This is a genomic window from Neorhizobium sp. DAR64860/K0K1 (assembly GCF_050500205.1).
GTDB lineage: Bacteria > Pseudomonadota > Alphaproteobacteria > Rhizobiales > Rhizobiaceae > Neorhizobium > Neorhizobium soli.
Genome location: NZ_CP191459.1, coordinates 580,751 through 598,754 on the forward strand (window position 1 = coordinate 580,751; position 18,004 = coordinate 598,754).

The window sequence follows — 18,004 nt, forward strand, 5'->3', positions numbered from 1 at the left end:
TCTCCCTCCCGGTCGTTATTGCAATTCCAGCATGATCGTCGCCAGAGGCGGCAACGTGATGTCGGCGGTGATCGTTCCTCCCGCATTCACCGCCTGCACGCGTCCGCCATTCCCCTTGCCGGTGCCGCCATAGATCTCGGCATCGGTGTTGAGGATTTCCCGCCATCTGCCCTCGCTTGGCAAGGGAATACGGTAATTTTCCCGGTAGACCGGGGTGAAATTCGTGATCACCGCCACCGGCTTTTCCCCCGGCGCCATACGCAGCCAGGCAAACACGGAGTTTTCGGCATCATCGGCAATCAGCCAGCGGAACCCTTCGCTCTCGCAATCGCGGGCATGCAGGGCGGGCTTGGAGCGGTAGCAGAAGTTCAGATCGCGGACGAGACGGCGCATGCCTTCGTGCGGGCTGTATTGCAGCAGGTTCCAGTCCAGCGACCGCTCCTCGCTCCATTCGCTCCACTGGGCAAATTCCTGGCCCATGAACAGCAGCTTCTTGCCGGGATAACCCCACATGAACCCGTAATAGGCGCGCAGATTGGCGAATTTCTGCCAGTCGTCGCCGGCCATCTTGGCGATCAGCGACCCCTTGCCGTGCACGACTTCGTCATGGCTGAGCGGCAGGACGAAGTTTTCGGAATAGGCGTAGACCATGCCGAAGGTGATGGCGCTGTGGTGATGCTTGCGGTGAACAGGCTCGCGCGCGAGATAGCTCAGCGTGTCGTGCATAAAACCCATGTTCCACTTGAACCCGAAGCCGAGACCGCCTTCGTGGACCGGCGCCGAGACTTTGGGCCAGGATGTGGATTCTTCGGCAATGGTCATCACACCGGGATGATTGCCGTAGGAAAGCGAATTCATCTTCTGCAGGAAGCGGACAGATTCCAGGTTCTCGCGGCCGCCATATTCGTTCGGCACCCATTCGCCCTCGCGGCGGGAATAGTCGAGATAGAGCATCGAGGCAACCGCATCGACACGCAGGCCATCGAGGTGGAATTTTTCCGACCAGTAGAGCGCGTTGTTGACGAGGTAGGACAGGACTTCCAGTCGGCCGAAATTGTAGATCGCCGTGTTCCAGTCGGGGTGGAAACCCTGGCGCGGATCTTCATGCTCGTAGAGTGCGGTGCCGTCGAAATGGCGAAGCCCGTGCGCGTCGACCGGGAAGTGGGCGGGCACCCAGTCGAGGATGACGCCGATGCCGACCTTGTGGCAGCCGTTGACGAAGCGGGCAAAGCCTTCCGGCTCCCCGAAACGCGCCGATGGCGCGTAGAGACCGGTGGTCTGGTAGCCCCAGGACGGATCATAGGGATGTTCGGTGATCGGAAGGAATTCGATATGGGTAAAACCCATGTCGGTGCAGTAGGGAATGAGTTCGGCGGCAAGTTCGTCCCAGGAGAGGAACGAACCATCCTGCTTGCGGCGCCATGACCCGGCGTGCACTTCGTAGATCGAGATCGCCTGACGGCGATGATCGGCCTTTTCCCAGAATTCGCGGTGGGCTTCGTCATCCCACTTCTGCACCAGTTCCGGCGTGGTGACGGACGCCGTCTTCGGGCGCATTTCGGCTCGCCGGGCGTAAGGGTCGGCCTTGAGGGGCAGGACCTCGCCGTCGCTGCCGACGATCTCGAACTTGTAGGGGGTGCCAGCCAGGATATCGGGCGCGAAGATTTCCCAGATGCCGGTGTCTTGACGCAGCCGCATGATGTGGCGGCGGCCATCCCAGGTGTTGAAATCGCCAACGACAGAGACGCGCTTGGCATTCGGTGCCCAGACGGCGAAGTGATATCCCTCTACGCCCTCGTGCTTCATCGGATGGGCGCCCATCTTGTCGAACAGGCGCAGATGCGATCCCTCGCGGACGAAATAATCGTCCATCGGTCCCAGAACCGGGCCGAACGAGTAGGGGTCCGTCACCGCCCACTCGTCATCACCGCGGCGGGCGCGGTAACGGACGGGCTGGCGTTGCGAGGCGGAGACGATGCCTTCGAAATAACCGGCTTCGTGGCGGCAGGTGAGTTCCCCCAGTTCCGTGCCGTTCAGCGCCGTGGCCGTGACGGCCTCGGCGCCGGGGATGAAACAGCGGACCCTGTAGACGTCCCCGACCTTGTGCAGGCCGAGAACGGCAAAGAGGTTTGTATGCCTGCCTTCCAAAATCGCCTCGATCTCGGATAACGGGATTTCTCCAGGAGCTCTCCCGTCATCGAGCGTACGCGGCGCTTTTGTCATCAGGCTCTCCAGATTTCCGACGCGTATTGGCGAATGGTTCTATCGGAGGAGAACCAACCCATGCGGGCGGTGTTGAGAATAGTCTTCGAATACCATGATTTAGGGTCCGACCAGATTTGGTCAACGCTGCGCTGCGCTGCTGCATAGGCATCGAAGTCGGCGGCAACCATGAACCAGTCGTGATTGTAGATCCCGTCCATCAGGACCGTGAAACGCGACCGGTCATCCGGCGAAAACACGCCTGTCGCGATGGCATTCAGGGCCTGTGCAAGTTCCGGAGACTGGTCGATAACGGCGCGGGGATCGTGGCCCTCGTCGCGGACCTTCTGCACCTCGTCGGCTTTCAGGCCGAAGATGACGATGTTGTCTTCCCCGACATGGTCGCGCATTTCGACATTGGCGCCGTCGAGCGTGCCGATCGTCAGTGCCCCGTTCAGGGCAAACTTCATGTTGCCGGTTCCCGACGCTTCCATGCCGGCCGTCGAGATCTGCTCGGAAAGATCGGCCGCGGGGACCATGATCTCGGCGAGAGACACGTTGTAGTTCGGCACGAAGACGATCTTCAGGAGGCCGCGCACCGACGGGTCGTTGTTGATGACGCGAGCCACATCGTTGGCGAGCTTGATGATCAGCTTGGCGTTGTGATAGCTCGGCGCCGCCTTGCCGGCGAACAGTTTGACACGCGGCACCCAGTCAAGTTCCGGATGCGAGCGGATCTGGTCGTAGAGCGCTACCGCCTCGATGATGTTGAGGAGCTGGCGCTTGTATTCGTGGATGCGCTTGATCTGGATGTCGAACATGGCCGACGGATCGAGCCTGATGCCCATGCGGCTGCCGACCAGATTGGCAAGTGCGATCTTGTTGGTGCGCTTGATCGCCGCAAACTTGTCCTGGAACGAGCTGTCGCTTGAGAATTTCTCAAGATCTGTCAGCGCCTCGGTGTCATCAAGGAATTTGTCGCCGATGGCGTCCTGGATCAGCGAAGTGAGGCCCGGATTGCACTGCATCAGCCAGCGGCGAGGGGTGATGCCGTTGGTCTTGTTGTTGATGCGGGTGGGATAGAGCGTGTGCAGGTCCTGGAACACAGTGACCTTCATCAGGTCCGTATGCAGGGCCGAGACGCCGTTGATCGAATGCGAGCCGACAAAGGCAAGGTTGCCCATGCGCACGCGGCGCTCGCCGCCCTCGTCGATCAGCGAGATCGAACGGATCTGGGTTTCGGAGAAATTCTTCAGCTTGCGCGCTTCGAGCAAGATCTTGGTGTTGATCGCATAGACGAGCTGCATGTGGCGCGGCAGCAGGCGCTCGAACAACGGTACCGGCCAGCTTTCCAGCGCCTCGGGCAGAAGCGTGTGGTTGGTGTAGGAGAAGGTCTTGCGGACGATTTCCCAGCTCTCGTCGAAATCCACGCCGTGGATGTCGACCAGAAGGCGCATCAGTTCGCCGATCGAGATCGCCGGGTGGGTGTCGTTGAGCTGGATCGCGACCTTGTCGGGAAGATTGGTGAAATCCGGATATTGCTGCAGGTGGCGGCGCAGGATGTCCTGAAGCGAGGCGGACGAGAAGAAGAATTCCTGGCGCAGGCGCAGTTCCTGGCCGGCCGGGTTGGCATCGGCCGGGTAGAGGACGCGGGTCAGGCTTTCGGCCTTGTTGCTCTCGCGCAGCGCGCCGATGTGGTCACCGGCATTGAAGGCATCGAGCAGGATCGGATCGATCGGCTGGGCCGACCAGAGGCGCAGCGTGTTGACGCGCTTGCCGCGCCAGCCGACGATCGGGGTGTCGTAGGCCATGGCGATGACGCGTTCGGCCGGCTTCCAGACATAGCGCGGCGCATCGTCGTAACCGCCGACGGTATCGACCGTGCCGCCGAAGCCGATTTCGTAGGAGCTTTCGCGGCGCTCGAATTCCCAGGGGTTGCCGTGGGCGAGCCAGGTTTCCGGCAGTTCCACCTGCCAGCCATCGGCCATCTGCTGACGGAACAGGCCGTGGACGTAGCGGATGCCGTAGCCATAGGCCGGGATCTCGACGGTTGCCATGCTCTCCATGAAACAGGCGGCGAGACGGCCGAGGCCGCCGTTGCCGAGGGCTGCATCGGGTTCGAGGCCGGCAATGACAGCCACATCGACGCCGAGCGATGTCAGCGCATCGCGAATTTCCGACATCAGGCCGAGATTGCTGACGGCATCGCGCATCAGGCGGCCGATCAGGAATTCCAGCGATAGATAGTAAACGCGCTTCTCGCCTGTCTTGTAGACCTTGCGGGTCGAATCCATCCACCGGTCGATAATGCGGTCGCGCACCACCAGGATCGTTGCTGTCAGCCAGTCATGCGGCTTGGCGACCTGCGCATCCTTGCCGATCCGATAGGTCAGGCGCTCGATGATCTCCTCCGCCATGATTTCAGGCCGGGAGCTGCGTGGTGCCGGAAAGGGGAGTTCGACGTTAGAAGAGGTCTTGTCCATGTCGCGCTAACTTTCTGGTTAAGCGTGAGAATTGCGTCCGATTCGGACCCTCGTTGAAGATCTGGGAAACCAGTTATGCACCGTTACGAAACGCTTGCAACGGGCAATGATATTGGTCTTGAAATATGTCATGGGCATGTAAAATCGCAAAAAAGCAAAACCCCGCCGGTTGGACGGGGTTCTGCAAATAATCAAACGTTCCGAGAGACTTAGACTGCCGCCTAGTTGGTGAGGCGAACCGCGGATTTTGCCGCCTTGTTGGCGATATCGCCGAACGCGTTGACGAGATCGGTCATGTCTTCGGGCTCGTAATAGTAGTCGCTGGCGCTTGCGCAGGTGCTCAGCAGCGACTTGCCCTTGTCCGGCGCCATGAAGGCAACGGTGAAGATCTTGATGCCATCAGCCTTGGCGGTTTCGCACTGGCTGCGCACTGTTCTGTCCAGCGCCGGATTCCAGTTGGCGCTTTTGCCGGTCATCTCGCCATCCGTCATCAGCACGATGTAGCGGTTGAAGGTGGCATTGCCCTTGGCCGTATGCGCCGTTGCCTCGGTCGTGTTGCTCGATTTCAGCGCATTCAGTGCGAGGGTCATCGCGCCGCTGGCATCGGTGCCGCCGGTCGGAACGCTTGGAAGCGCCGCCACGTACTTGGCAACCTCGGTCGTGCCCCATGTCATCGGTGTCGGAGACTGCGTCTCATCGGTGTAGGAAACCGCACCGACACGGATCAGCGTGTTTTTCGGGTCGGACGTCTTCAGCGACGTGAACAGCCCCGTTGCCGCCGTCTGCAGGGCCTCGATCTTGCGGATGTAGCAGGGCCAGTAGAAGGCGACCGACGGCCAGTCAGCGTTGGTGTAGTTGTCACAGTAGGACCGCAGTGTATTCCTGTCGCTGGTGACAAAGGACATCGAGCCGGACCGGTCAAGCGCCAGGTACATCGAGATGCCGTTGGTCGTTTCCGAACTGCTGGATGCCGTGGCCGCAATATTCAGCGTGATGGACTGGCCGCCGATCATGCTGGTGATCGGGTTCAGCTTCATCGTGTACTTGGTGTTGAGCGCCACCGTATAGCCCTTGCTGGAAGCGCTGTTGTTGGTGGTCTTGGCGCTGACGGCGGTGGCCTTGCGGATCGCCTCCTGCTGCGCTGCCTTTTCTTCAGGTGTGGCGTTCGCGTCTATGCCATTGGCAAGGATCTGGCCGGCAAGGTAGTCGGTCGCCAGTTCCTGGGCGTCCTTCTCGTTCATGCCTTTCTGGGCCATCGATGAGGCAGCTGCCAGTGCCGCGGAATCCGCCAGACCCTGCATCTTGCTCTTGATCTGCATGGCATTGGTAAAATCAAGCGCGACGCCCGCCGAACCCAGGAGGATGGGCAGGAGCACCGCTGTCATAAGGCCGAAATTTCCGTCGCGGTTCTTGGCAAACCGCGTCCAAATTGATGCTGTCATCGCACTTACCCCCGTGCCGTAACCGCGCAACTCATTTGCACTAACACGTGGTCTTGATAGCGCGGAGCGGGTGGAGGAACCGCTAAATCAACCCTTAAAAATTGAACCAACACGACGATTCAGCGCCAAAACGGGTCTATCTGACCGGTATCACATCAACCGCCTGGATGATCTTTCGATTTCCGTAACCTTTGAGCACGCCGATGACAGGTGCGATATCGGAATAGTCACGGCCGTAGGCGACGACGATATGGTCGGTGCCGGCCATGATGTCGTTGGTGGGGTCCAGTTCGACATAGCCGACCGCCTCGCCGCACCAGACCTTGACCCAGGCATGCATCGCGTCGGCACCCTCCAACCGCTCCTTGCCCGGGGGCGGGAGCGTGCGCAGGAAGCCCGAAACATAGCCTGCGGGGATGCCGAGGCTGCGCAGCGCGGTGATCATGATATGGGCGAAGTCCTGGCAGACGCCGCGCTTCAGCTTGAAGGCCTCGCGCGGGGTTGTGTCGACCTTGGTCGCCTTGGAGTCATACTTGAAATCGTCGTAGATGCGGGTGCAGAGCTCCTTTGCGATCTCCAGCACCGTCTGGTCCGGCTTCACGACGTCGCGGGCATAGGCGGCAATCTGCGGATCTTCGGGCAGGCGAGGGCTTGCGCCCGTCAGGTTGTGCGGCGAGCTGCCGTCGACGCTAAGATACGCTGCAAGCTCCCGCCTCAAGCCTTCAAGCCGTGGCGACAGATCCGCGGAGATCGTCGGGGTCTCGACCATGACGCGCGCCTGCATACGGATGTCGAACCGTTCATGCGGCGCGCGCAGCAGGATTGAGGTCGCCTGCTGGCCGAAGAAATCGATGAAGGTGGCTTTCTCCTCTGCGTTCGGCGTGACGGTGATCGTGCCTGCAATCAGCCGTTGGCGGCCGGGCAGCGACAGGGGCAGGACCCGGATCACATGCCGTGCGACCGAGGCCGGCTGGTCATAGACATAGCCCATGTGCATGGAGAGGTCGTAAAGCATGGCGTGTCCTCTCTCCCGCTCAGTTGAAATAGGTTCGGGCGAGAATATCGGAAAGCCGTTCAAGCTCTTGCTCGAGCTTGCGATAAACCTCCACATCCATGCCCTCGGGGGTCATGACCGCAAGGCCCGAATGCAGCCGCATCGCTTCCCGGTAGAAGGGCGACATCTGGCCGTTGAGAACGGCATTCGGCAGTTGCTCGACTTCGGTGCGGATCTCGGCCAGCTGGAACAGGATGGAGCGCGGGTTGAGCGGATCGAGCGCCAGGAGGTCGGCGACCGTCAGCCGCGCGGTGTTGACGTTGTAGCGGCGCCGGTGGGTCATGACGCTGTCGCCGATTTCAAGCAGCATGTCGAGCGAACCATCCGGTGCGTCCGGGCCGGACATATGGGCGAGCAGCCGCGTCATATGCAGGCCGCGTTCAAGGTAGCGGCCGATGGAAAGAAAACGCCAGCCGGTGAAACGATACATGTTCTCGTGCACGAGACCGGCAAAACCCGCCAGCTTGCGCAGAAGGATGGTGCTGGCATGGGCGGCATCGTCGCCCGGTTGTGCGGTTTCATGAAAGCGCTTGGTGGTCTTGGCAAGATCCGTGAGGGCCAGCCAGCCATCCGGCGAAAAGCGGTCGCGGATGTTGCTAGCCGAATAGATGGCGCTGTTGAGGTGGGACAGAAGCGGCGCCGGCACGGCCTTCGCCATGTCCATATCGATCGATTTCAGATAACCGGCGACGTCGACCAGAAGCGGCGCGTCGGGATCGGCGGATTCGGCGTATCGCAGGTGCCAGGAGCGCAGGATGCGCAACGCGCCTTCGGAGCGCTCGATATAGCGGCCAAGCCAGAACAGATTGTCGGCGGCGCGCGACGGCAGCGAACCCGGCATGTTGCGGGTAAAGCTTTCCTCCGGCGGCAGCAGCGTCGGCTTGTCGACGGGCTTGTCGGAAACGATCCAGACATCGGCCGCGGTGCCGCCGGCCTGCATGGCGATCGCGGCCACGTCGTCGCCCGAGCCGATACGGGCAAAACCGCCGGGCATGAGCTGCCAGCCATCTTCGGTGCGGGCGGCAAAAACACGTAGCGACATCGGACGCGGTACCAGCTTGCCGTCGACATAAGCGGGTGTTGTCGACAGTGTCACGACTTCCTGGCCGACGAGCTTGGCGCCTTCGCTCGACAGCCACTCGCCGATCGATTCTTTTGCAGTCTCTCTCAGAGCAGAGCCGAGAACCGACTGGCCGTTGTCGTCGAAGAAGGGCAGGCCGGAATAGGCCGGACCGATCACCATCCGACCGATATTCTTGGCCACATGGTCCCGCTCGGCCTTCTGGCCGCACCACCAGGTCGCGATCGACGGCATGATCGGCGCTTCGCCGAGAAGGCGGCGGCAGATGGCGGGCATGAAGGCGAGCAGCGCCCGGGTTTCGAGAATGCCGGAGCCGAGCGCATTGACGAGTGTCAGCGACCCGGACCGCAGCGCCTGCACCATGCCGGGCGTGCCGATATGGGAGCTCTGGTTCAATTCCATCGGATCGGCGTAGGATGCGTCGAGGCGGCGCCAGAGAACGCCGATGGGTTTCAGACCCGCAGCAGTGCGGACCATGACGCGGTTGTTGAGAACGGTCAGGTCCTCGCCTTCCAGCAGCATGAAACCGAGATAGCGGGCGATATAGGCGTGTTCGAAATAGGTTTCGTTGGCGGGGCCGGGGGAAAGAACCGCGATCCGGTCGTCGGGATATTGCTTGTGGCTCTGCAGCGCATCGCGGAACGCGCCGAAGAAGGAGGCGAGGCGGTGGACATGGCTTTCGGCATAGATATCCGACAGCGCGCGTGTGGTGGCGACGCGGTTTTCGAGAGCAAAGCCTGCGCCTGACGGGGCCTGCGTGCGGTCTGCCAGAACCCACCAGTCGCCATCCGGGCCGCGGCCGATTTCGAACGAACAGAAATGCAGGTAGTGGCCGCTGACCGGCTTTATGCCCACCAGCGGACGCAGAAACTCCGGGTTGCCGGCAACAAGCTGCGGCGGCAGGAAGCCTTCCTCGACCAGCTTGTTGTCGCCATAGATATCGGCAAGCATCGCTTCCAGAAGGTCGGCGCGTTGCTTGAGGCCACGGGAAATTTCTTCCCATTCCTTTTCCGCGATCAGGACCGGAATATGGCTGATCGGCCAGGCACGTTCGCCGCTGCCGCTTCCGGCCGTGGAGCCGGGTGCGGCATAGGTTCGGTAGAACACGCCGGCATCGCGCAGGTAGCGGTCGGCGCGGGCAAAGCGTTCATGCAGCTCGGCTTCCGAGAGACGGCTCAGATGCGCGATCAGGTTCTCCCAGACCGGCTTGATACGACCTTCGGCGTCCAGCATCTCGTCGGTGACGCCGGCCAAGGCCGCGTAGCCGAGGATCGGGTCAATGCCGATCTCGCCAACGCCTGTCTCGCCAACGCCCGCTTCCGCCTTGGCGCCCTCTGTTGCCGGTCCGTTGGACATGGCTTGCTGTCAACTCCAGTTAAAACCCAGGTGGTTCAGTTAAATCCCGGGTGGCCGGCGCAGATCGAGTGTCAGCGGAAATTCGGGCGATGGCATTTCCTGCATCAAAGCATAACTGCCCGCCGTGTGTCCCCACGGTTCGAACCGTGCGAGCCTTCGCGCTTCCGCTTCGTTGCCATTGACCGGAAAGGTCTCATAGTTGCGACCGCCCGGATGGGCAACATGATAAATGCAGCCACCGATCGAGCGGCTGGACCATGTATCATAGATATCGAATGTCAGCGGCGTATTGACCGGCAATACCGGATGCAGGCCCGATGACGGCTGCCAGGCCTTGAAGCGCACGCCGGCAACCGAGACCCCGGATATGCCCGTCGGCGTCAACGGCACGGCGCGGCCGTTGCAGGCGACGGTATAGCGCTGCGGATTGCTGGTTTCGAGCCGCACCTGCAGGCGCTCCACGGAACTGTCGACATAGCGCACCGTGCCGCCGATCGCGCCCTGTTCGCCCATCACATGCCAGGGCTCCAGCGCCTGGCGCAGTTCCAGCTTGGCGCCCTCGTACTCGACTTCGCCGAAGAACGGGAAGCGGAACTCGAGCTGTGCCTCGAACCATTCGGGCCTAAGGTCGAAGCCGTTTTCGCGAAGGTCCGCCAGCACGTCCATGAAATCGGCCCAGATGTAATGGGACAGCATGAACCGGTCCGCCAGCGCCGTGCCCCAGCGGGTAAACCTGCCCTGAACCGGGTTTTTCCAGAAGCGGGCGATCAGTGCCCGCACAAGCAGCTGCTGCGCCAGCGACATGCGCGCATTCGGCGGCATTTCGAAGCCGCGGAATTCGACAAGGCCGAGGCGACCGGTGGGTCCATCGGGGGAAAACAGTTTGTCGATGCAGATTTCCGAACGGTGGGTATTGCCGGTGACGTCGGTCAAGAGGTTGCGGAACAGCCGGTCCACGAGCCATGGCAGCGGTGCTGCACCCTGGCCCGGCATCGGCACCTGTGCCATCGCGATTTCAAGCTCGTACATCGAATCGTGGCGGGCTTCGTCGAGGCGCGGTGCCTGGCTGGTCGGGCCGATGAACAGGCCGGAGAACAGGTAGGACAGCGACGGATGGCGCTGCCAGTGCAGCACGAGGCTTTTGAGCAGGTCCGGGCGACGCAGGAACGGGCTGTCGTTCGGGTTGGCGCCGCCGACCACGACGTGGTTGCCGCCGCCGGTGCCGGTGTGGCGGCCGTCGATCATGAACTTGTCGGCGCCGAGACGGCTCTGGCGGGCCTCTTCATAGATCGCCGTTGTGGTCTCGACCGTCTCCTTCCAGCTTGCGGCCGGATGGATGTTGACCTCGATGACGCCAGGATCGGGCGCGACGCGGATGACGTTGATGCGCTCGTCATGCGGCGGCGCGTAGCCTTCGATATGGACCGCGAGACCGAGCTTCGTCGCAGCGTTTTCGGCGGCTGCGATCAGTTCGAGATAGTCCTCGATCTTTTCGACCGGCGGCATGAAGACGCAGAGACGGCCATCGCGCGGCTCGACGGAAATCGCCGTGCGCACCGCGCCGCCGATTTCACCGAGCGTCTGCTCGACGCGGCCGGGATTGACCGGGTCGCCGGCCGTGAACGACTGCTCCGGCATCGCGCGGCCTTCCGTCGCCTCGTCACCGGGCGGGACGATTACGTCGGGCAGGGCGGTGCGGGGGATCGAGGGATCGGCCTCGTGGATATACGGGAATTGCGATGGCGGGATATAGGGAAGCGTACCGAGCGGCAGGCGGTAGCCGACAGGGCTGTCGCCGGGGACGAGGAAGATCTTGCCGCGACGGGTGCTCCATTTTTCGCTGATCCAGCGCTTTGCGCCCATGCCGCCGCCTCTTGCGTGCGACTGCCAAGCCTGCACAGGCAGGATATAGCCGGACGGGTTGGTGAGGCCGCGTTCGAACACGCGGGCAATGCGGTTGCGCTCTTCGGGGTCCTTGAGTTTCGAATTGGACGGATCGACATTATCAGGCAGCGAGCCTTCCTTGATGATCCATTCGGCCGGATCCTCATAGGCTGGCACGACCATCTCTGCGCCGATATCGAGTTCCGCCGCGAGTGCGGTCAGGAACTCCTGCGAGTCCTGTTCGCCGCTGCCATAGTCGCGGCCTTCTTCTGCCACCAGATCCGGGTTGCTCCAGATCGGCTTGCCGTCCTTGCGCCAGTAGAGCGAGAAGGTCCAGCGTGGCAGGCTTTCGCCCGGATACCATTTGCCCTGGCCGTAATGCAGGAAGCCGCCAGGCGCGAACTTTTCGCGCAGCTTGCGGATGAGGACGTCGGCCTTTTCGCGTTTGGTGGGGCCGACGGCGCCGGTGTTCCATTCGTCGGATTCGAAGTCGTCGATCGACACGAAGGTCGGTTCGCCGCCCATCGTGAGGCGCACGTCCTGGGCTTCCAGCACGCGGTCCACCTGTTCGCCGAGATCGTTCAGCGCGTCCCAGCTGTCATCCGAGAATGGCTTGGTGATGCGCGGATGCTCGGCAACACGGGTGATGTTCATGGCGAAATCGAACGACGTGTTCGCCTCACCGAAGTAACCGCCCGATATCGGCGCGGCATTGCGGTAATGCGGCGTGGCGGCGAGTGGAATGTGGCTTTCGCCGGTCAAAAGGCCCGATGTCGGATCAAGGCCGATCCAGCCGGCGCCCGGCAGATAGACTTCGCACCAGGCATGAAGATCGGTGAAATCGACCTCGGTGCCGGAGGGGCCGTCGAGCGCCTTCAGGTCCGGCGTCAGCTGGATGAGGTAGCCGGAGACGAAACGGGCGGCGAAGCCCAGATGGCGCAGGATCTGCACCAGCAGCCAGCTCGAATCGCGGCAGGAGCCCATTGCCGAGGTCAGCGTCTGCTCGGGCGTCTGGACGCCGGGTTCCATGCGGATGACATAGCCGATCGCCTGCTGCAGGCGGGCATTGATGCCGACGACCATGTCGACGGTCGGCTGGCCGGGCGACATGTCCAGCGTCTTCAGGTATTCGACGAGGGCAGGTTCCGGCGGCTCGGGCGTGCGGTAGATCGACAGGTCTTCGATGAGATCGGCCGGGTAGGTGAACGGCCAGGCCTGCGCCTCTTCCTCGACGAAGAAGTCGAAGGGATTGTAGACCGTCATGTCGGCGACGAGGTCGACCTCGATCTTGAATTCGGTCACCGGTTCGGGAAACACGAAGCGGGCCAGGTAGTTGCCGTAAGGGTCCTGCTGCAGGTTGACGAAGTGATTCTCCGGCGTGACCTTCAGCGAATGCGACAGCACTTTTGTGCGGGAATGGGCGGCGGGCTTCAGCCGGATGATCTGCGGCCCCATGCGGACGGGCCTGTCATAGCTGTAATGGGTGAGGTGGTAGATGCTCGCCTTGATCGACATTATGCCCCTTGCCGGCCTTTTTGAACAGGCCGTTACGTCATCGTTGCCGCGAGTTTGTGCAATGCATGAAAAGAATGCAAGGCGGGGCAGGCTGTTTTCCCGCTCACGTCGAAAGGTGAGCTTCGTTCGGTTTTCGATCGTTGTGCCGGGTAAGGGTCATCCGGCTGAGATTGCCCCTTATCCGCCTACCGGCACCTTCTCCCCGCGGGCGGGGAGAAGGACGCAGGCTGCGCGCTCAGAGTCAGATCAGGGTACGTGCCCACTCCCCGCGAGCGGGGAGTGGGCATTCCCAGGTATTTCCGTTAGGCCGCGACGGCTTCCGTCGGGACCTTGGCGCCGGTCATGAAGGCGACGGCGTCGGACATCGTGTAGTCTTTCGGGTTGATGACGGTCAGTCGTTTTCCGAGCCGGTGGATGTGGATACGATCGGCCACTTCAAAGACATGCGGCATGTTGTGGCTGATCAGCACGATCGGAATGCCGCGCGAGCGCACGTCGAGGATCAGTTCCAGCACCTTGCGGCTTTCCTTAACGCCAAGCGCCGCCGTCGGTTCGTCGAGGATGATCACCTTGGAACCGAAGGCCGCAGCGCGCGCCACCGCCACACCCTGGCGCTGACCGCCCGAGAGTGTCTCGACCGCCTGGTTGATGTTCTGGATGGTCATCAGGCCGAGTTCGGAGAGCTTGCCGCGGGCAAACTTCTCCATGGCGCCATGATCGAGCTTGCGCAGGTATTTGCCCATGAAGCCCTTGCTGCGGATTTCACGGCCGAGGAACATGTTGTCTGCGATGGAGAGCGCCGGCGAGAGTGCGAGGTTCTGGTAGACGGTCTCGATGCCCGCATCGCGGGCCTCGATCGGCGAGCGGAACTGGACCGGCTTGCCTTCGAGCGTGATCTCGCCCTCGTCTGGACGGATCGCGCCGGAGATCGCCTTGATCAGCGACGACTTGCCGGCGCCGTTATCGCCGATGACGGCGAGGATTTCGCCCGGATAGAGGTCGAAATCGGCGTTGTCGAGGGCGGTCACGCGGCCGTAGCGCTTGACCAGGCCGCGGGCGGCCAGGATGGGTTGAGTGTTCGGATCGCGTGCCATCAGCCGGCTGCCTTTCTGATCCATTGATCGATTGCGACGGCGGCGATGATCAGCACGCCGATCAGGAGGTAGGTCCACTGGACGTCGGTGCCGAGCATTCGAAGGCCGAACGAGAACACGCCGACGATGAGGGCGCCGAACACCATGCCGAGGATCGAGCCGCGGCCGCCGAACAGCGATATGCCGCCGATCACAACTGCGGTGATGGATTCGATGTTGGCGAACTGGCCCACTGTCGGGGAAACCGAGCCATTGCGGCCGATCGAGACCCAGCCGGCAAGCGCGCAGATGGTGCCGGCGAGAACGTAGACCGAAATCAGCATGCGCTTGACGTTGACACCGGAAAGCTCTGCCGCTTCGGGATCGTCACCGACTGCGTAAAGATGTCTGCCCCAGGCGGTCTGGTTGAGCACGTACCAGAGGACGGCGACCAGCAGCACCATCGCGACAACGCCGAAGGTGAAGACGGCGCCGCCGACCTTGAACGTCGTGCCGAGGAACTGCAGAAGCGGAGCCGTCGCCTCGATTTCCTGCGAGCGGATCGTCTCGTTGGAGGAATAGAGGAAGTTGGTGGCAAGCACGATCTGCCACATGCCGAGCGTGACGATGAAGGGCGGCAGTTTCACACGGGCGATCAGGAAGCCGTTGATGAAGCCGCAAATCGCGCCGACCGCGAAGCCGCAGGGAATGGCGATCTCGACAGGAACCCCGTAGCGGAAGACCATCTGGCCCATGACGACAGAGGAAAGGACCATGATGGCGCCGACCGAAAGATCGATGCCGGCGGTCATGATGACAAGCGTCTGTGCCGCGCCGATAATGCCGGTGATTGCCACCTGCTGCAGGATCAGCGTCAGGGAGAAGGCGTTGAAGAATTTTCCGCCGAGAAGGATGCCGAACACCAGCAGGGCTGCGACGAGGACGATCAGCGAAACCGCCGACGGACTGGTGTGCAGGAAGTGCTGGAATTTCTGGACTGGCGTTTTCTTGTCGCCGTCGAAGGACGCGACGTCGGTCGAACTGTCCTTCAGAACCTTTTCGTAGTCATGATGCGGCGATGCCGCCGTTGGCTCGGTCATGGATGTTCCTCCGAGAAATTCCGTTGTCGCTCGACAGTGAGAGACCCTCTCCGGCCTACCGGCCATCTCTCCCACCCCGGTGGGAGAAGACTTGCGGCGGACGCAGGGATTGTCTGAGCGGTTGCCGCCGGATCAAGCCCTCCCCGTTGCGGGGAGGGTAGTGGTTTGATCTTTCAAATGCAGGTGGGGATCAGCCCCAGCACTTGTTCAGACCTTCCTTGGTGTCGATCGACTTGATCGCGGGAACCGGCTTGTCGGTCACGAGCGTCACGCCTGTGTCGAAGAAATCCTTGCCGGCAGTCGGCTTCGGCTTTTCACCGGTATCGGCGAACTTCTTGATCGCCTCGATGCCGAGCGACGCCATCTGCAGCGGATACTGCTGCGAGGTTGCACCGATGACACCGCCGGCAACGTTCTTGACGCCTGGGCAGCCGCCGTCGACGGAGACCAGAAGCACGTCCTTCTCGCGACCGACGGCCTTCAGCGCTTCATAGGCGCCGGCTGCTGCCGGTTCGTTGATCGTGTGAACGACGTTGATGGTCGGATCCTTCTGGAGAAGGTTTTCCATCGCGGTGCGACCGCCTTCTTCATTGCCGTTGGTCACGTCATGGCCGACGATGCGCGGATCGTCTTCGTCGCCGATCTTGTTCGGATCCTTCGGATCGATGCCGAAACCGATCATGAAGCCCTGGTCGCGCAGGATGTCGACGGAAGGCTGCGACGGGGTAAGGTCGAGGAAGGCCACCTTGGCTTCCTTGGCCTTGTCGCCGAGCGTTTCCTTGGCCCACTGGCCAATCAGCTTGCCGGCCAGAAGGTTGTCGGTCGCAAACGTCATATCGGCCGCATTGATCGGCTCCAGCGGCGTGTCGAGCGCGATGATCAGCATGCCGGCGTCGCGGGCCTTCTTGAGGTTCGGCACGATGCCCTTGGTGTCGGACGCGGTGATCAGAATACCTTTGGCGCCATCGGCGATGCAGGTTTCGATCGCGGCAACCTGGCTTTCGGAATCGCCATCGATCTTGCCGGCATAGGATTTCAGCGTGACGCCGAGTTCCTTGGCTTTCGCAGTCGCACCGTCCTTCATCTTCACGAAGAACGGATTGGTATCTGTCTTGGTGATGAGGCAGGCGGAGACGCCGGCTGCGTGCGCCGGAGCGGAAAACGCAACGCCGAGGACAAGCGCCGCAAAGGCGCCAGAAAGCACAGTCTTTTTCATGATATCTCCTCCCGAGAGATCTTTTCCCCAAGCCTGGGGCGATTGATGCAAATGTTCAGAAACACCGGGTGCCATCGAATTCGACGAGCGCCGTCTCCAAGCCTCCCATGTCCTCTGCAGCCCGGATTAAGACCAGTTTTCCATGAGCTGTCAATAATTAATTCCGATTGAATTATTTATCCACGGTGGCATATTCGGCGTGCGTGGAGCGACGATCCACGGCGAGTTTCGGGAGGAGTTCCAATGTCGATCGCGGGAAGTACCGCGACAGGGTCGATGCCGCTCGGCAGTTTTTCGGGCGGATCGAACCAGGTTCGCGTGCGTGCCTATAACGAGAGGCTGGTCCTTTCGCTTGTTCGCATGCACGGCGAAATGTCGAAGGCGGACATTACCCGCGCCAGCGGACTGTCGGCGCAGACTGTGTCGGTGATCATGCGATCGCTCGAAAAGGACGGGCTTCTGCTGCGCGGCGAACCGATCCGCGGCCGGGTGGGGCAGCCGTCGGTCCCGATGCGGCTCAATCCCGATGCCGTGTTTTCCTTCGGGGTGAAAATCGGCCGGCGCAGCGCCGATCTGGTGCTGATGGATTTCGTCGGGCAGATCCGGATGCATCATCACGAAACCTACGCCTACCCAGTGCCGCAGAAGATCATCGAGATCATCGGCAAGGGGATCGGCAGGCTCGAGGGCCAGCTCAGCATGGTCGAGCGTGAGCGGATCGCCGGCATCGGGATCTCGGCGCCGTTCGAACTGTGGAACTGGGCAGACGAGGTCGGCGCGCCTGCGGGTGCGATGGACCTCTGGCGCGATTTCGACCTGCAGCAGGAGGTCTCCGCCTCGACCAAGCATGCCGTCTACCTGCAGAACGACGCGACCAGCGCCTGCGGTGCGGAGCTGGTGTTCGGGATCGGTCCGTCCTATCCGGACTTTGTCTATTTCTTCATCGGGTCATTTATCGGCGGCGGCATCGTTCTGAACTCCGCGGTGTTTTCCGGCCGAACCGGGACTGCCGGCGCCGTCGCGCCGCTTCCGGTGCGCGGCAGGGACGGTTCAACCCGGCAGTTGCTCGACGTCGCTTCAATTTTCGTTCTTGAAAACATGCTGAAGGAAAAGGGGATCGATCCGGAGCCGCTGTGGTATTCGGCCGACGAATGGATCGATTTCGGCGCGCCGCTCGATCTGTGGATCGGCGAGACGGCGGCAGCGCTTGCGCAGGCGATCATTGCCAGCGCCTCGATCATCGATTTCGGGGCTGCCGTGATCGATGGCGGCTTTCCGTCCTGGGTGCGCAAGCGGATCGTCACCGAGACGATCGAGGCCGTCAAGCGGCTGGACCTGCAAGGTGTCATCATCCCCGATATCATCGAGGGCAAGGTCGGCAGCCACGCCCGCGCCATCGGCGGCGCCAGCCTGCCGATTTTTGCGAAATACCTCACCGATCCGAGTGTGCTGTTCAAGGCGATGTGACGAGCGGACGTCCGCATTCGATCGTGGGACGCTCGACGCTGTTTCCGGTCAGCCGTGAACGGCACGCCTTTCTCGCACCTTCGCAATTCCCTTGTGGTAGTTAGGACTCGACACAGACAGGCAGGAGCCGG

General features: G+C 61.9%; 10 protein-coding genes. 1 reads left to right on the top strand and 9 read right to left on the bottom strand.

Annotation, left to right across the window (positions count from 1 at the left end; translation table 11 throughout):
- Positions 1-15 precede the first annotated feature (15 nt).
- From glgB to ACQY1J_RS07405, 9 genes are all read right to left on the bottom strand, one after another.
- Complete coding sequence (glgB, locus tag ACQY1J_RS07365) at positions 16-2,223, bottom strand: 1,4-alpha-glucan branching protein GlgB (RefSeq protein WP_062582180.1); 2,208 nt, start codon at positions 2,221-2,223, stop codon at positions 16-18.
- On the bottom strand, positions 2,223-4,685 hold the full coding sequence (locus ACQY1J_RS07370; protein WP_184654406.1) for a glycogen/starch/alpha-glucan phosphorylase: 2,463 nt from the start codon (positions 4,683-4,685) through the stop codon (positions 2,223-2,225). Before ACQY1J_RS07370 ends, glgB begins: the two co-directional genes overlap by 1 nt.
- A 221-nt stretch (positions 4,686-4,906) precedes the next feature.
- Positions 4,907-6,127: a vWA domain-containing protein gene (locus tag ACQY1J_RS07375; protein WP_430251084.1), complete on the bottom strand. Its 1,221-nt coding sequence runs from the start codon at positions 6,125-6,127 to the stop codon at positions 4,907-4,909.
- Between the two features lie 136 nt (positions 6,128-6,263).
- Positions 6,264-7,142 carry a transglutaminase-like domain-containing protein gene (locus ACQY1J_RS07380; RefSeq protein WP_113109739.1) on the bottom strand — a complete coding sequence of 293 codons (879 nt, stop codon included), beginning with the start codon at positions 7,140-7,142 and terminating at the stop codon, positions 6,264-6,266.
- A gap of 19 nt (positions 7,143-7,161) precedes the next feature.
- Positions 7,162-9,618: a circularly permuted type 2 ATP-grasp protein gene (locus tag ACQY1J_RS07385; protein WP_430251085.1), complete on the bottom strand. Its 2,457-nt coding sequence runs from the start codon at positions 9,616-9,618 to the stop codon at positions 7,162-7,164.
- Between the two features lie 39 nt (positions 9,619-9,657).
- Positions 9,658-13,017 carry a DUF2126 domain-containing protein gene (locus tag ACQY1J_RS07390; RefSeq protein WP_430251086.1) on the bottom strand — a complete coding sequence of 1,120 codons (3,360 nt, stop codon included), beginning with the start codon at positions 13,015-13,017 and terminating at the stop codon, positions 9,658-9,660.
- A 302-nt stretch (positions 13,018-13,319) separates the two neighbouring features.
- The gene (locus ACQY1J_RS07395) at positions 13,320-14,111 is read right to left on the bottom strand and encodes an ATP-binding cassette domain-containing protein (protein WP_062461891.1); all 792 of its coding nucleotides are present in this window, start codon (positions 14,109-14,111) and stop codon (positions 13,320-13,322) included.
- A complete protein-coding gene (locus ACQY1J_RS07400; protein ID WP_062461017.1) occupies positions 14,111-15,190 on the bottom strand; it encodes an ABC transporter permease in 1,080 nt (359 codons plus the stop codon). The genes ACQY1J_RS07395 and ACQY1J_RS07400 overlap by 1 nt, the downstream gene beginning before the upstream one ends.
- 190 nt (positions 15,191-15,380) lie before the next feature.
- Positions 15,381-16,406 carry a sugar ABC transporter substrate-binding protein gene (locus tag ACQY1J_RS07405; RefSeq protein WP_062461015.1) on the bottom strand — a complete coding sequence of 342 codons (1,026 nt, stop codon included), beginning with the start codon at positions 16,404-16,406 and terminating at the stop codon, positions 15,381-15,383.
- A 243-nt stretch (positions 16,407-16,649) separates the two neighbouring features.
- Here ACQY1J_RS07405 and ACQY1J_RS07410 point away from each other — a divergent pair, with 243 nt between their 5' ends.
- On the top strand, positions 16,650-17,873 hold the full coding sequence (locus ACQY1J_RS07410) for an ROK family transcriptional regulator (RefSeq protein WP_062461012.1): 1,224 nt from the start codon (positions 16,650-16,652) through the stop codon (positions 17,871-17,873).
- The last annotated feature ends 131 nt before the right edge of the window (positions 17,874-18,004 follow it).

Coding starts and splice junctions, on each gene's coding strand:
- glgB (WP_062582180.1), bottom strand. CDS start 2,223: ATGACAAAAGCGCCGCGTACGCTCGATGACGGGAGAGCTCCTGGAGAA.
- ACQY1J_RS07370 (WP_184654406.1), bottom strand. CDS start 4,685: ATGGACAAGACCTCTTCTAACGTCGAACTCCCCTTTCCGGCACCACGC.
- ACQY1J_RS07375 (WP_430251084.1), bottom strand. CDS start 6,127: ATGACAGCATCAATTTGGACGCGGTTTGCCAAGAACCGCGACGGAAAT.
- ACQY1J_RS07380 (WP_113109739.1), bottom strand. CDS start 7,142: ATGCTTTACGACCTCTCCATGCACATGGGCTATGTCTATGACCAGCCG.
- ACQY1J_RS07385 (WP_430251085.1), bottom strand. CDS start 9,618: ATGTCCAACGGACCGGCAACAGAGGGCGCCAAGGCGGAAGCGGGCGTT.
- ACQY1J_RS07390 (WP_430251086.1), bottom strand. CDS start 13,017: ATGTCGATCAAGGCGAGCATCTACCACCTCACCCATTACAGCTATGAC.
- ACQY1J_RS07395 (WP_062461891.1), bottom strand. CDS start 14,111: ATGGCACGCGATCCGAACACTCAACCCATCCTGGCCGCCCGCGGCCTG.
- ACQY1J_RS07400 (WP_062461017.1), bottom strand. CDS start 15,190: ATGACCGAGCCAACGGCGGCATCGCCGCATCATGACTACGAAAAGGTT.
- ACQY1J_RS07405 (WP_062461015.1), bottom strand. CDS start 16,406: ATGAAAAAGACTGTGCTTTCTGGCGCCTTTGCGGCGCTTGTCCTCGGC.
- ACQY1J_RS07410 (WP_062461012.1), top strand. CDS start 16,650: ATGTCGATCGCGGGAAGTACCGCGACAGGGTCGATGCCGCTCGGCAGT.